The sequence below is a fragment of the Amycolatopsis sp. NPDC114504 genome, from assembly GCF_055633595.1.
This window is the reverse complement of sequence record NZ_JBVKDU010000003.1, coordinates 1,237,878-1,251,783: the sequence shown is the minus strand read 5'-3', so window position 1 is coordinate 1,251,783 and position 13,906 is coordinate 1,237,878. Positions and strand designations below refer to the sequence as shown.

At 71.6% G+C, this 13,906-nt stretch carries 11 protein-coding genes and 1 pseudogene; 5 read left to right on the top strand and 7 right to left on the bottom strand.

Annotation, left to right across the window (positions count from 1 at the left end; translation table 11 throughout):
* Positions 1 to 18: 18 nt before the first annotated feature.
* A complete protein-coding gene (locus tag ACZ7PG_RS27340) occupies positions 19 to 1,890 on the bottom strand; it encodes a propionyl-CoA synthetase (RefSeq protein WP_470241909.1) in 1,872 nt (623 codons plus the stop codon).
* A gap of 185 nt (positions 1,891 to 2,075) precedes the next feature.
* Between ACZ7PG_RS27340 and ACZ7PG_RS27335 the strand changes: the two genes are divergently transcribed.
* A complete protein-coding gene (locus tag ACZ7PG_RS27335) occupies positions 2,076 to 3,836 on the top strand; it encodes a serine/threonine-protein kinase (protein ID WP_470241908.1) in 1,761 nt (586 codons plus the stop codon).
* Here the strand turns inward: ACZ7PG_RS27335 and ACZ7PG_RS27330 are convergent.
* Entirely contained in the window at positions 3,833 to 4,402 is a 570-nt protein-coding gene (locus ACZ7PG_RS27330) for a class I SAM-dependent methyltransferase (protein ID WP_470241907.1), read from the bottom strand. The two genes, ACZ7PG_RS27335 and ACZ7PG_RS27330, sit on opposite strands and share 4 nt — an antisense overlap.
* Before the next feature lie 76 nt (positions 4,403 to 4,478).
* On the opposite strand from ACZ7PG_RS27330, the gene ACZ7PG_RS27325 reads away from it, so the two are divergent.
* Positions 4,479 to 5,192, top strand: a complete 714-nt coding sequence (locus tag ACZ7PG_RS27325; RefSeq protein WP_470242428.1) for an AraC family transcriptional regulator — start codon at positions 4,479 to 4,481, stop codon at positions 5,190 to 5,192.
* Here the strand turns inward: ACZ7PG_RS27325 and ACZ7PG_RS27320 are convergent.
* Positions 5,164 to 5,373, bottom strand: a pseudogene (locus ACZ7PG_RS27320) (GNAT family N-acetyltransferase); the annotation flags it as partial. The gene ACZ7PG_RS27325 and the pseudogene ACZ7PG_RS27320 overlap by 29 nt on opposite strands.
* Positions 5,374 to 5,391: 18 nt before the next feature.
* Entirely contained in the window at positions 5,392 to 6,960 is a 1,569-nt protein-coding gene (locus tag ACZ7PG_RS27315; RefSeq protein WP_470241906.1) for a dolichyl-phosphate-mannose--protein mannosyltransferase, read from the bottom strand.
* A 68-nt stretch (positions 6,961 to 7,028) separates the two neighbouring features.
* Here ACZ7PG_RS27315 and rsmI point away from each other — a divergent pair, with 68 nt between their 5' ends.
* Both rsmI and ACZ7PG_RS27305 read left to right on the top strand, forming a co-directional pair.
* Positions 7,029 to 7,877, top strand: a complete 849-nt coding sequence (gene rsmI / locus ACZ7PG_RS27310; RefSeq protein ID WP_470241905.1) for a 16S rRNA (cytidine(1402)-2'-O)-methyltransferase — start codon at positions 7,029 to 7,031, stop codon at positions 7,875 to 7,877.
* Positions 7,878 to 8,095: 218 nt separating this feature from the next.
* Positions 8,096 to 10,459: a LamG domain-containing protein gene (locus ACZ7PG_RS27305; protein ID WP_470241904.1), complete on the top strand. Its 2,364-nt coding sequence runs from the start codon at positions 8,096 to 8,098 to the stop codon at positions 10,457 to 10,459.
* Here ACZ7PG_RS27305 and ACZ7PG_RS27300 read toward each other — a convergent pair.
* A complete protein-coding gene (locus ACZ7PG_RS27300; RefSeq protein WP_470241903.1) occupies positions 10,456 to 10,995 on the bottom strand; it encodes a QsdR family transcriptional regulator in 540 nt (179 codons plus the stop codon). The two genes, ACZ7PG_RS27305 and ACZ7PG_RS27300, sit on opposite strands and share 4 nt — an antisense overlap.
* 49 nt (positions 10,996 to 11,044) lie before the next feature.
* On the opposite strand from ACZ7PG_RS27300, the gene ACZ7PG_RS27295 reads away from it, so the two are divergent.
* Positions 11,045 to 12,001, top strand: a complete 957-nt coding sequence (locus ACZ7PG_RS27295; protein ID WP_470241902.1) for a quinone oxidoreductase family protein — start codon at positions 11,045 to 11,047, stop codon at positions 11,999 to 12,001.
* Here ACZ7PG_RS27295 and ACZ7PG_RS27290 read toward each other — a convergent pair.
* Together ACZ7PG_RS27290 and ACZ7PG_RS27285 are read right to left on the bottom strand one after the other, a co-directional pair.
* Positions 11,978 to 13,225 (bottom strand): aminodeoxychorismate synthase component I, encoded by a 1,248-nt coding sequence (locus ACZ7PG_RS27290; RefSeq protein WP_470241901.1) that lies wholly within the window; start codon positions 13,223 to 13,225, stop codon positions 11,978 to 11,980. The two genes, ACZ7PG_RS27295 and ACZ7PG_RS27290, sit on opposite strands and share 24 nt — an antisense overlap.
* A 19-nt stretch (positions 13,226 to 13,244) precedes the next feature.
* Entirely contained in the window at positions 13,245 to 13,859 is a 615-nt protein-coding gene (locus tag ACZ7PG_RS27285; protein ID WP_470241900.1) for a glycoside hydrolase family 25 protein, read from the bottom strand.
* Positions 13,860 to 13,906 lie beyond the last annotated feature (47 nt).

Here is a 13,906-nt window from a genome sequence, read left to right as displayed (position 1 = left end):
AGGTATTTGGAACAGCTCTTAACGAAGGGCGGCCCGGATCGCGTCGAGCACGCCCGGATCCTCGATCGTGGAGGGCACGGCTTCGTCGCGGCCGTCGGCGATCGCGCGCATGGTCTTGCGCAGGATCTTCCCGGACCGCGTCTTCGGCAGGGCGTCCACAATGGACACATCGCGGAACGCGGCGACCGGCCCGATGTCCCGGCGGACCATGGCCACCAGTTCGTCCCGCAGCTGCTCCTCGGCGATGTCCTGGCCCGCCTTGAGCACGACGAATCCGCGCGGCAGCTGGCCCTTGAGCTGGTCGGCGACGCCGATGACGGCGCACTCCGCGACGGCGGGGTGCGAGGCCAGCACGGCCTCCATCGAACCCGTCGAAAGCCGGTGCCCGGCGACGTTGATGACGTCGTCGGTGCGGCCCATGACGAACAGGTAGCCGTCTTCGTCGAGGTAGCCGGAGTCGCCGGTCAGGTAGTAGCCGTCGTAGCGGGAGAGGTAGGCCTCGCGGTAGCGCTCGTCGTCGCCCCACAGCGTCGGCAGCGAACCCGGCGGCAGCGGCAGCTTCACCGTGATGGCGCCTTCGCGCCCGGCCGGCAGCTCGTCGCCGGCCTGGTCGAGGATCCGGACGTCCCAGCCGGGGACGGGCTTGGTCGCCGAACCGGGCTTGACCTCCATCGGCTCGACACCGCGGAGGTTGGCCGCGATCGCCCAGCCGGTTTCGGTCTGCCACCAGTGGTCGATAACCGGCGTGCCGAGCTTCTCGTGCGCCCAGTGGTAGGTCTCCGGGTCGAGCCGCTCGCCGGCCATGAACAGCGTCTTGAACGCCTTGAGGTCGTGCTTTTCGAGCTCAAGGGCGTCCGGGTCGACCTTCTTGATCGCCCGCAGCGCGGTCGGCGCGGTGAAGAGCGCCTGGACGCCGTGCTCGGCGATGACCCGCCAGAACGCGCCCGCGTCCGGCGTCCCGACCGGCTTGCCCTCGTAGAGCACGGTCGTCGCCCCGGCCAGCAGCGGCGCGTACACGATGTAGGAGTGCCCGACCACCCAGCCGACGTCGGACGCCGTCCACCAGACGTCACCGGCGTGGACGTCGTAGACCGCGTCCATCGAGTAGGCGAGCGCGACCGCGTGGCCGCCGGTGTCGCGGACGACGCCCTTCGGCTTCCCGGTGGTCCCGGACGTGTAGAGGATGTAGAGCGGGTCGGTGGCCGCGACCGGCACCGGCTCGGCCGGGGTGGCGCCCGCCGCCAGCTCGGCCCAGTCGAGGTCACGGCCGGTCAGCTCGGCCGGCGCCTGCTCGCGCTGCAGCACGACGACGTGGTCGGGCTGGTGCTCGGTCATCGCGAGCGCGCTGTCGATGATCGGCTTGTACTCGACCACCCGCGTCGGCTCGATGCCGCACGACGCCGCCAGGATCACCTTCGGCCTCGCGTCCTCGATCCGTGCCGCGAGCTCCTTCGGAGCGAAGCCGCCGAAGACCACCGAGTGCACCGCGCCGATCCGCGCGCAGGCCAGCATCGCGATCGCGGCTTCGGGCACCATCGGCAGGTAGACGATGACCCGGTCACCCTTCGTGACCCCCAGGGAGCTGAGCGCACCGGCGAACCGCGCGACCGCGTCCCGCAGCTCTTCGTAGGTGTAGGTGCGTTGCCGTCCGGTCACGGGAGAGTCCCAGATCAGTGCGGCCTGGCCGCCCCGGCCGGCCTCGACGTGCCGGTCGAGCGCGTTGTACGAGGTGTTCAGCTCACCGTCGGGGAACCAGCGGTAGAAGGGCGGATTCGTGTCGTCCAGCGCTCGTTCCGGGGCCTTCGTCCAGCTGATTTTCCGGGCCGCTTCCAGCCAGAACGCGTCCGGCTCGGTCAGGCTCCGCTGGTAGGCCTCGGAGTACGCACCCATTCCCGCTCCTTCGCGTCGGACGTCCGCTCCGACCCCATCATGACGCGCGGGCGGCGGGCTCGCCGGATTCCGGGCACCCTGAAGACCCGGCAACCCAACGGCGGCCGGCTGCGTCCTAAGCTGGACCGCAGGAAAACGCCGTGTGGCGATACCAAGCGAATACGGACAGTGAGGGGAGCCCGGCGGTGAACGGACTCGCGAGCGCGTTGCTCTCGCTAGCCCATTCCTTGTTCGGCCCGGGCTTCTGCCCCGGCGACTGGGTCTGGGCCACGAGTGCGGCCGGCGCGCTCGTCGCACTGCTGCCGCCGATCGGCGCGCTGGCGGTGGCGATCATCCGGAAGGGCACGGGCAACCGCTACGACGTCACGACGCTGGGCGTCTTCGCCGCGATCGGGCTGTTCAGCGCGCTCATCCTGCCGTGGCTGCTGTCCAACGGCGTGTCCGGCGTGTTCCGGGCGGAGTTCTCGAACCAGAAGTCCGGGCTGTCCAAGACGGAGACGTCCACGTTGACCAGCGGTTTCTGCTGGGTGGACAACCAGAAGTCGTACCTGGGCGGGCGGCAGACCGTCTTCGACGTCTTTTCCGCCGGCAGCACCGGCCCCGACGACCTCCCGGTCTTCGTCTACCTGGCGGCCTTCGTCGTGCTGGGCGCCGGTTCGCTGCTGTTCGTGATGCTGCAGGGCCGCACGGCCTTCCGCCGCGGCCCGAAGTGGCCGTCGCGGTTCTTCTGGATCCCGTTCGCCGCGATGCTCGTGTTCAGCGTCGGCATGGAGGCCAACACCGCCCTGCACTTCTTCCTGGGTTTCCTGCCGTTCAGCGTGCTGGGCCTGATCCCGGTCGCGATGGTCGGGCCGCCGCCGTGGTCGGTGATCAACCGGTCGGACGCGCCGCCGCGCCGCGACCAGGAACCGCAGGGACCGCCGCCGTCGCAGGTCCAGCCGCGCCCGACCCCGCCGCCACCGCCGCCTCCTCCGGTCAACCGGCCGTACCCGAAGACGGCGCTGGCGGCCGCTCCCGAACCCCCGCCGATGGCCGGCGCGCTGGCCGCGGCCCCCGGCCCGATCCCGCCGCCGCCCGGCTCGCGCAACGCCGGCGGCAGCCGCTACCGGCGCGTCAAGCAGCTCGGCGCGGGTGGCTTCGGCACGGTCTGGCAGGCCGTCGACACCCAGCTGAACCGCACGGTTGCGCTGAAGATCGCGCACGCGCCGGACCGCGACACCGCCGAGCGCATGCAGCGCGAGGCCCGCGCGCTGGCCGTGGTCAGCCACCCCAACTGCGTCAAGGTGTACGACCTGGCCGAGGAGCCGGACGGGCTCGCGCTGGTCATGGAGTACCTCGAAGGCCGTCCGCTGGCCGAGCTGGTCGACGGCCAGGGCCCCCTCGACGACGTCGCGGCCGGGCGCCTGTGGGCGACGATGGCGGGCGCGCTCGCCGCGGCGCACGAGAAGGGCGTCCTGCACCGCGACATCAAGCCGTCGAACGTCATCCTCGACCCGAGCGGCCTGGCACACCTGATCGACTTCGGCATCGCCCGCAGCCAGGGCGACTCGAAGATGACGGCGACCGGCATGATGATCGGCACGCCCGACTTCGTGGCCCCGGAGCAGGCGATGGGCGCGACGGCGTCCCCGGCGTCGGACGCGTGGCAGCTGGCGGCGACGATCAGCTACGCGCTGTCGGGCCAGCCTCCGCGCGGCACCCGCGAGACGCCGATGGCGGCCCTGATGGCCGCGGCCCGCGCCGAACCGGTGTCCCGCCTGCCCCAGCGCAGCGCACACGCGCGTCTGCTGGCGGCTTCGTTGGACCCGGAACCACGTCGACGTCCGACGCTGAGCGCCGTGCGGCGCGAGGTCGAGGGCTGGCTGTCACGGGCCGGCAAGTCGGCCGACGGGCCGGTGACGCGGGTGGTGCCGCGTCAGCCGGGGAACCAGCTGCCCCGCCGCTAGCCGGGCTTCACGGCCTCGAAGATCAGCAGTTCCTTCGGGTGGTGCTGGATCTTCACCTGCCCGAAGCCCGCCTTCTCCAGGCGCGCGGGGAACGTCGCCGCGTCGATCACGTTCATCGTGTCGCCGATGTGCAGGAGCCGGAAGCGCAGGTTGAGCTGGCCGTCGCTGCCGCAGTACGTGCCGCCCGGGCGCAGGACCCGTGCGGCCTCGGCGAAGATCGCGTCCTGCAGCTGCCTGGTCGGCACGTGGTGCAGCATCGTGAAGCAGACGACGGCCGAGAACCGGCCGCTCTCGAACGGCATCTCCGCGCCGCTGCCCTCGACGACCTCGGCGCGGTCGCCGTACTTCGCCCGCAGCAGCTCAGTCGACGCGGGGTCGATCTCCAGGACCGTCAGCTTCGGGACGGTGTCGAGCAGCACCTTCGTCGTGGCGCCGAACCCGGGCCCGATCTCCAGCACGTCGTCGCCCAGGTTCCGGTCCTCCAGCCACGGCGTGAGGCGCTCCTCGACGGTCGCCGCCCACTTCTCCGAGCTGCAGATCTTGCGGTGGATCAGGTTCATCGGCATGCGTCCGACGCTATTTCCGCGTGCTGGTGGCCGGTAGCCGATAGCCTGACAAATGATGTCGCGAAACGGTCAAGCCATGCTCCTCGGCGAGGTCGACCTGCCCGCCGGCACCTGGTTCCCGTGGCACGAGCACCCGGTGCACCAGCTGGTCTGGTCGGCCCGCGGCGTCGTCGCGGTGAAGTCCGGTGACGCGGGCTGGGTGCTCCCGCCGACCCGCGCCCTGTGGATCCCGGCGGGCGTCCAGCACCGCACGGGCGCGCTCGGCCGGGCGGCGCTGCGCGGCATCTATGCCGATCCCGCGTTGTCCCCGGTGTCGTGGCCCGTTCCCCGGCTGGTGGTCGTCCGCCCGCTGCTGCGCGAGCTCCTGGAGTACCTGACCGGCGACAGCGTGGCCCCGGCGGCGCGGCTGCGGGCCGAGGCGGTGGCGTTCGACCTGCTGGAGCCCCTGGAAGTGGTCCCGATCGTGGTGCCCTCCCCGGCCGACCCGCGCGCTCGCGACGTCGAGACGGCGGTGCTGCGGAACCCGGCGGACCCGCGCAGCCTCGCGGAGTTCGGGCGGGACGTCGGGGCAGCGGAGCGGACGTTGGCCCGCATCTTCGTCCGCGAGTGCCGGATGCCGTTCGGGACGTGGCGCACCCAGGTGCGGCTGCGTGCGTCGCTGCCGTTGCTGGCGCAGGGCTCGCCGCTGGAGGCGGTGGCCCACCGAGTGGGCTACAGCTCGGCGAGCGCGTTCGTCGCCGCGTTCCGGCGCGCCGTCGGGGTCACGCCGGGGGCGTACTTCGCGGGCTGAGCCGGCACCAGTACCGCAGCCGTCTGGCGGAACTGGTGTCCGCCAGGACGCCGCCGTTGCGCTCGATCACCCGACGCGACGCGTGGTTCTCGGGAGCGCAGGTCAGCAGGACGTTGCCGAGGCCGGCCTCGCGGGCGACCAGCAGGCTCGCCCGCAGCAGGGCGGTGGCGTGCCCGCGCCCTCGCGCGGTCGGCCAGCCCTACCGCCAGGAGGGCAGCCAGCGTTCGGCTTCCCAGTGGCCCGTGGTGATCGCAACCCCGTTCAGGATCGGCCACAGCCAGGCGAAGTTCGCCACCACCAGGCCCACGTACAGCGACACCACGAGCAGACCGGTCCCGCGTCTTTCGAACCCGCGCCGGGCGCTGCCCAGGATCTGGCCGAGGCACAACGTCAGCCCCAGCACGAGGAACGCCGCCAGCGGGGTCGCGTAGAAGAAGTACATCTGGCGGTCGATGTTGGTGAACCAGAAGACGTACCCGCCGAGGTAGCCCACCAGGACCGCCGCGTAGCGCCAGTCCGCGCGGAAGATCGAGCGCCAGACCGACCAGCCCAGCATCGGGATGGCCAGCCACCACATCGCCGGCGTGCCGATCAGCATCGTCGCGCTGACGCAGCGGGACTCGCCGCAGCCGGTGACCTCGCCGTCGTAGCTGTAGAGCATCGGGCGCAGCCCCATCGGCCACGTCCACGGCTTCGACTCCCACGGGTGCGGGTTGTCCTTGGGCGTGACCAGCGTTTCGTGGAAGTGGAGGACGTTGCCGGTGTAGTCGGCGAGCGAACGCAGCGACGCCGGCACCCACGACCAGATGCCCGGCGCGATGTCCTTGATCTCGGTGTAGTGCCGGTCGGTCGCGGTCTCGCTCGCGAACCACGCCCAGTACGCGGCGAGGTACATCAGGAACGGGACGAGCAGGATCGCCCAGAGCGCGGGCAGCACGTCCCGGCGGATCGTGCCGAGCCACGGCCGTTCGACGCCGGCCGCGCGCCGCGCCGCGACGTCGAAGAACACGCACAGCAGCCCGAACGCGACGATGTAGTACAGCGCCGACCACTTGACGCCGAAGGTCAGCCCGATCATCAGCCCGGTCGCGAACCGCCACCAGCGGAAGCCCAGCTTGGGGCCCCACACGGACTCGTTGACCCAGCCTTCGCGGACCGCCGTCGCGAGCCGGGTGCGCACCTGGTCGCGGTCGACCAGCAGGCAGGCGAACGCGGCGAGCACGAACAGCGCGATGAAGATGTCGAGCATGCCCATGCGCGACTGCAGGTGCAGCACGCCGTCGCTGATCACGAGGATGCCGGCGATGCCGCCGAGCAGCGTCGAGCGGGTCAGCCGGCGGGCGATGCGGATGGTCAGGAAGACGATGAGCGTGCCGGCCAGCGCGGGCATGATCCGCCAGCCCCAGCCGTTGTAGCCGAACAGCCATTCGCCGATCGCGATCAGCTGCTTGGCCAGCGGCGGGTGGACGACCAGCTCGTAGCCGTAGTTGTCCTCGTAACCGCCGTTGCGCAGCATCTGCCACGCCTGCGGGACGTAGTGCTTCTCGTCGAAGACCGGACTGCCCTTGTCCGTCGGCACGCCCAGGTTCTGCAGCCGGACGATGCCGCCGATGAGGGTCAGCACGAGGGTGACGACCCAGCCGCGCAGCCGGTCGGCCGGCATGCCGCGGCCGAGCAGGGTCACTTCGCGGTCGGTCGGCGGCCGGAGCGCCTCGACCGGGTCCGGCCGGACGCTTTCGTCGTCGGGACGGGTCAGCACGGCGGTCACGGGGGCGATCCTACGGGCGGGGCAGGGCGTGCGTCGTCCGGATCCGCTGATCAGCCTAGGCTGGCCCGGTGAGTGCCTCGCTAGTTCCCGGTCGTCTCGTCCTGGCCGCAACCCCGCTCGGCGACGTCCGCGACGCGTCGCCCCGCCTGGCGGAAGCGCTGGCGGAAGCCGACGTCATAGCGGCCGAGGACACCCGCAGGTTCCGCTCGCTGGCATCGGCACTGGAGGTGACTCCGCGAGGCCGGGTGGTGAGCTTCTACGAAGACGTCGAGACGGCGCGCCTGCCCAAGTTGCTCGAATCGTTACGCGCGGGCGAGACGGTGGTGCTGGTGACGGACGCCGGTATGCCCAGTGTGTCCGATCCGGGCTTCCGCCTGGTGTCGGCGTGCGTCGCGGCGGACATTCCGGTGACGTGCCTGCCGGGCCCGTCCGCGGTGACGACGGCGCTCGCTTTGTCCGGTTTGCCGTGTGATCGGTTTTGTTTTGAAGGCTTCGCGCCTCGTAAGCCTGGGGAGCGGTCCCGCTGGCTCACGTCGCTTCGGGACGAGCCTCGGACGGTGGTGTTCTTCGAGTCTCCGCACCGGGTGGCGTCGTTGCTGGCGGACGCGGTTTCGGTGCTGGGCCCGGATCGGCCCGCCGCGGTGTGCCGTGAGCTGACGAAGACGTATGAAGAGGTGAAGCGGGGGAGTCTGTCGTCGCTGGCTTCCTGGGCCGCGGAGGGTGTGCGCGGGGAGATCACGGTGGTGCTTTCCGGGGCGGAGCCGCGGGAGGTCTCGGTGGCGGACCTGGTTTCGGAGGTCTCTTCCCGAGTGGCGGCGGGCGAGCGCCTGAAGACCGCGGCGGCGGAGGTCGCCGAGGCCGCTGGGGTGTCCAAAAAGGAGCTTTACGACGCCGTCCTGCTGGCGCGGAAGGCGTAGTGACCGGGATGATGCGCATCCCCGGTGATCACGCCGGAAGGGCAATGTCTGTTTTGTCCCAGGTCAAATCCGAATATTGAGCCATTCGGCCGCTACCGCCGCAATCGATCATCGGCGATCGTTCCTCTTGGGCGCGGCCAGGACTGTCCAGGCCGCGGAGGAGGGGTTTCCGCGTGTCTTCCGTCGTGTCTGCTTCCCGGTCGAGATCCGGCCGTGGCGTGGTTTTCCTCGTGCTGGCCGTGGTGTCCGGGATCGTCCCCGCCGCGGCCTTCGCGCGTCCGGCCGACGCGGCGACGGTCGAGCCGGCGCCGCCGGTGGTCTCCTCGTCGACGTACCCGGCCGGTGGGTTCGGCGGCGGTCCCGGCCAGCCCGGTGACTTCACGTTCACGCCGGCCGGCACCGGGTCCCCGGTCGACCACTACGTCTGGCGGCTGGACAACTCGGTCGCGCCGAGCTGCGACGGCGTCGAGGCCGGCACGGTGACGCCGAAGGTGCCCCACGGTCCCGCCACCACGGCCATCGCGCCCGCCAGCTCGGGCTCGCACGTGCTGAGCGCGTGGGCGTGCGACGCCGCGAAGACGCCGTCGGCGCGGACCGACTACTCGTTCCTGGTCAAGGACGCCGCGGCCCCGGTGGCGGCGTGGCAGTTCGAGGGTGACGGCCGCTCGCAGTTCGCCGGCCTGCGCTACGCGGGCGCCGGTTCGGGTGGTTTCGCGCCGGGCAAGCTCGGTCAGGCGGCGACCGTGAGCGGCCTGCCCGGCGACTACTTCGCGACGAGCGCGCGGGTCCTGGACCTCGGCAAGTCGTTCTCGGTGTCGGCCTGGGTCGACGCGGCCGACCTGGGCGAGCGGCGGGTGGTGCTGTCGCAGGACGGCACCCGGACGAGCGGGTTCGCCCTGCAGTACCTGGAAACCGGCAAGTGGGCGTTCAGCCTGAGCGGCTCGGACGTCGCGAACCCGGTCGTGCGGTCGGCGGTCTCCACGACGGCTCCGGCCGCGGGCACTTGGACGCACCTCGCGGGCGTCTACGACGCGACGGCCCACACGGCGACGCTGTACGTCGACGGCCAAGCCCAGCAGACGGTCCCCGCCACGGCTTCGGGCGGGGTGGGCCGGCTGGTCCTCGGTGGCGGCCTGGTCGCGGGCGCCCGGGCGAACCTGTTCCACGGCGCGATCGACGAGGTGGCGGCCTTCGGGCGCGCCCTTTCCGCCGCCGATGTCACCACCCTCTACAGCCAGAACGGCGTCCCGGCGGGACTTCCCGCTGTTCGTGAGTACACATTGGACGGTGACACGGCCGACGCCACCGGCGCCGACGGCACGGTGACCGGGGCGAACGTCGCCTACGGCCCCGGCTACTCGGATTCGCCGGGCCGGTCCGCGACCGACGACTCGATCGGGCACGGCCAGGGACAGGCGCTGGCGGGCACCGGCGCGGCGACGTCGTCGCCGGTGGTGGACACCGCGGGGAGCCTGGCGGTTTCGGCCTGGGTGAAGCTGGACAAGCCCGGCTGCTACACCTTCGCCGCGCAGGGAGGCGCCTCCGGCGACGCGTTCAGCCTCGGGGCCACGTCCGACAGCCTCGAGTTCGGGCTGAGCACCGCCGGGGGGCACTGGCGGTGGGCGAAGACGTCCCTCGCCCCGCACCTCGGGAAGTGGACCCACCTGACCGGCGTCCACGACGTGGTCGCGGGCAAGGAACGGCTCTACGTCAACGGCGCACTCGCCGCTGAAACGACGATCCCGGCGGGCACCGCGTGGCGGTCGAGCGGCCCATTCCGCATCGGCGCCTTCACGGGCTCGATCGACCAGGTTCAGGTGTGGGACCGCGCGGTGCCGTCCGCCGAAGTGGCCGAGCTCGCCAACACCGCCGTGCTGCGGGCGAACTACCAGCTCGACGGCACCACGACGGACACCGTCAGCGGCGTCACGGGCACCCCGGCCGGGAGCTTCCAGCTGACCACCGACGACAACGGCGCGAACGTCGCCCGCTTCCCGTTCGACGGCGGCGCCCAGGTCGAAGGGCCGCGCCCGCAGAACTTCCGCAGCGACCGGAGCTTCACCGCCGAAGCCTGGGTCAAGCACACCTGGACCGAGGCGGACGTCGAGCGGGAGCAGCAGCGTGACCCGTCCGACGCCGCCGGCGTCGACAAGGCCGGCCGCACGGCGCTCGGGGCGAACAGTGCGTCCACGTCGCCGTACCTCCTGGGCTACCGCGGCACGCAGGACGCGAACGGCGCCTGGCACCCCGCCTGGAACTGGACGCTCGGGACCGCCCAGGTGACGCCGGACGGCGACGCCGAGTCCGGCGTCTGGACGCACCTCGCCGGGACGTACGACGCGGTGACGCACCAGGCGTGCCTGTACGCGACGACGGACGAGCGGCAGTACAGCCCGAAGTGCGTCGACGGCGTCACCGTCGGGAACGGCGCGAGCGACCTCGAGGACCTCTTCCTCGGGCGCGCTCGGTCCAACGGCCAGGACAGCGACTACTGGTACGGCGACCTGCGAGGTGTCCGCGTCTACAGCGGCGTGCTCGACCAGCAGCACATCAACGTCGACGTGATCCTCGACCACCCCTAGGTCAGCAACGCGGTCACCGCGGCATGCGCCTTCTCCGCGTCGGGCGCATCCCCGGTGATCACGTCCGTGTACACGAAAGACTCGCCGATCCGCACCAGCAGGTAAGCCAGGTCCGGCACCGGCAACGGCGGCACCAGCCGCCCGGCCGCGACCTCCGAAGCCAGCAGGTTCGAAAGCTCCGCCGTGGTCCGCTGCTGGCAAACGCTTGCGCGCGTCGTCAGCAGCCGCAAAGCCCGCTCGGGCTCCCGGCGCAAGAAGTCCCGGAAAGGCGGCGACTCGTTCGCGGACCGCACGTACCCGCTCACGAAGTCAGCCACCCCGGCAGCCCCGCGACCCGAGCACGAGGGCAGCAGCCGGACGATCGAAGCCGACGACAGCGACCACAGGATCTCGCCCAGAAGGAGATCCCGCGATCCCACCCGCCGGTGCAGGGTCGCGCGGCTGATCGACAGCGCCTCCGCCAGCTCGCCCATGTCCACGCGCCGACCGGCGAGGAACCAGTCGCGGGCCAGGGCGAACGCAGCTGAGTGAGACATATGTCAGAATGTCTCACATCGAACGGCGGACGGCGAGAGGGACAGCGACATGCGCGCAGTGCAGGTGACCGAGTTCGGCGGACCCGAGGTGCTCACGCCGGTCGAACTGCCCGATCCCGTGGCCGGCCCGGGCGAGGTCCTCATCGACGTCGACCGCATCGGGGTCAACTACGCCGACACCCACCAGGCCGAGAACAGCTACCTCGCGCCGTCGAAGCTGCCACTCGTTCCCGGTGGTGAGGTGGTCGGGCGGACCCCCGAAGGCAAGCGCGTCGTCGCTCTGCTGAACGGTGGGGGTGGCTACGCCGAGAAGGCCGTCGCGCCGGAGGCGACCACCTTCCCCGTTCCCGACGGCATCGACGACCTCACCGCGCTGTCCATGCTGGTCCAGGGCGCCACCGCCTGGGTCCTCCTGCGCAAGAACGCCCACCTGGAAAAGGGCGAATCGGTCGTCGTGCACGCCGCCGCCGGTGGGGTCGGGACCGTTGCCGTGCAGCTCGCCAAGGCCTGGGGCGCCGGCCGCGTCATCGCCACCGCCAGCAGCGAGGAGAAGCGCGCCCTCGCCCTCGAACTGGGTGCCGACGTCGCCGTCGACTCGCGCGCGGAGGACATGACCGAGGCGCTCCTCGACGCCAACGGCCGCCGCGTCGACGTCGTGCTCGACATGGTCGGCGGCACGACCACCGACCAGAGCATCGCCGCCCTCGCGCCGTTCGGCCGGCTGGCCTTCTACGGCATGGCCGGGCGGGAGAACCCCAAGCCGGTCGAGATGCGCAACCTGCTCGGCCACAGCACGACGATCAGCGGCATGTGGCTGCCGCACGTCTTCCGCCTGCCCGGCAACGTCTTCGGGACCGCCCTCACCGAGCTGTTCGACCTGGTGCTCCAGAAGAAGCTCAAGGCGATCCCCGGCGGCGAGTTCGCCCTGTCGGACGCGCGCGGCGCGCACGAGGCCCTGCGTTCCCGCAAGACCGTCGGCAAGCTACTGCTCGACCCCGGCAAGTAGGCGTTCCAGGGGTGCCGCCTTGTGGAGGCACTCCTGCCACTCCGCCTCCGGGTCCGAATCCGCCGTGATGCCGCCGCCGACGCCGAGGGAGATGACGTCGTCGCGGATCTCGAACGTCCGGATCGCGACGTTCAGCTCCAGTCCCGCCGCCGGCGACACCAGCCCGATCGCGCCCGTGTAGACCCCGCGCCCGCAGGGTTCCAGCGCGGCGATCAGGTCCAGCGCGCGGATCTTCGGCGCGCCCGTCACCGAGCCGGGCGGGAAGGTCGCCGCCAGCAGTTCGGCGTCCGAAACGGACGGACGCAGCACGCCCGTCACCGTCGAGTCCAGGTGCCAGACACCCGGCGCCGGGCGGACCCGCAGCAGCGACGGCACCGTCACCGACCCGACTTCGCACACCCGCCCCAGGTCGTTGCGCACCAGGTCGGTGATCATCACATTCTCCGCGACGTCCTTTGTGGACTGCCGCAGCAGGAGGGCGTTCCCGTCGTCGGCAGGTCCGCGCCGGGGGAGCGTCCCCTTGATCGGCGTCGACCGCACCGCGCGGCCGTGCCGCTCGAGGAACAGCTCCGGCGAGAACGACACCACCGACCCCCACGGGCCGGCCAGGAAGGCCGCCCGGCGAGGCGCCAGCGAAGACACGCCAGCCGCGAACAACCCGGCGGAAGAGCCGGAGAACGACCCCGTGAACCGGCTGCAGATGTTCGCCTGGAACAGCTCGCCGGCCTCGATCGCGTGCACGCACGCCTTCACCGCGTCCCGGTGTTCCGACGGCAGCGGACGCCGCAACGGCCCGGCCGTCCAGGAAAGATCGGCGGGAGGAGAAGCCAGCAGCGACTCCATTGTGGACACCGAAGGCCCGCCGCCGTCCAGGGACTCCAGGTAGCAGACGCCCGACGCGGACCACCGCAGCACGTGGTCCGCCCAGCCCCACGCGGACGCCGGCAACGCGCCGGTCCGGCCGGAAGGATCCGCGAGGTCGTAGGAGAGATATCCAAACCACCCGCCCCCGATCACGCCGGGCGGGGCGTCGACCTCGCCGGGCGAAGGAAAGTCGCGGGGAGAAACGGCGAGAGTGGGCGCGATCACCGCGTGGCCGCCGAACCACTCGCCGGACAGCATCGCGGGTGGCGAGAGCCCGCGGGAGGCGTTGTGGTGAGCAAGTACCGAGAAAGCGCGCGCGGGCGTGACGTTCGTCCGGAGTGGCCTGCTCGTCACGCGCATGGCGACATATCACCACACGTCAGAGCAGCAAGTCGCCCAATGTGAACGGGTACACCACGGCGTTCTGCTCCACCGGCCCCTCGACGCCCGGCACGTCCGGCGCGCACGCGTGCTGGTGCACGCCGAGTCGCGAGTGGAACCAGCCGGCCCGGCCCGGGATGCCGTTGTGCCGGATCAGCCACAGCACCACTTCGGAGTCGGCCCAGCGGTCCGGGTGCAGCCGGTTCTGCCAGCAGTCGTAGTCGGCGTAGACCAGCACGCGCTCGATGCGGGCCGCCTGCCGGACGTACTTGATCCACGCCTTGATGAACCGGTCGTCGACGCTGGGTGCCGCCACCTCCAGCGCCGGCGCCAGCGAACCGGGGGCGAACGCGCCGAGCCTGCTGGCCGTGCGGACGAAGTGGTCGGCCTGGTCGTGCACCGCGCCGGGACGCGCGTAGTGCCGGCCGCCGGCGTGCAGCCCCGCTTCCTGGGCGCCGGCCAGGTTCCGTTCCGAGGCGGAGCTGCTCCAGTTGACGTTCTCGCTGATCGTCACCGAGACGAACCGGGTCTGCGCGGCGCGCACGGCCTGCCAGTCGGTCACGTGCTCGCGGTGGGACAGCGAGATGCCGAGCTCGGCTTCCGGCTCCGTCACAGTCCGCCCCCGGCGCGTAGATGAGAGCACACCATACGTCGCCGGGA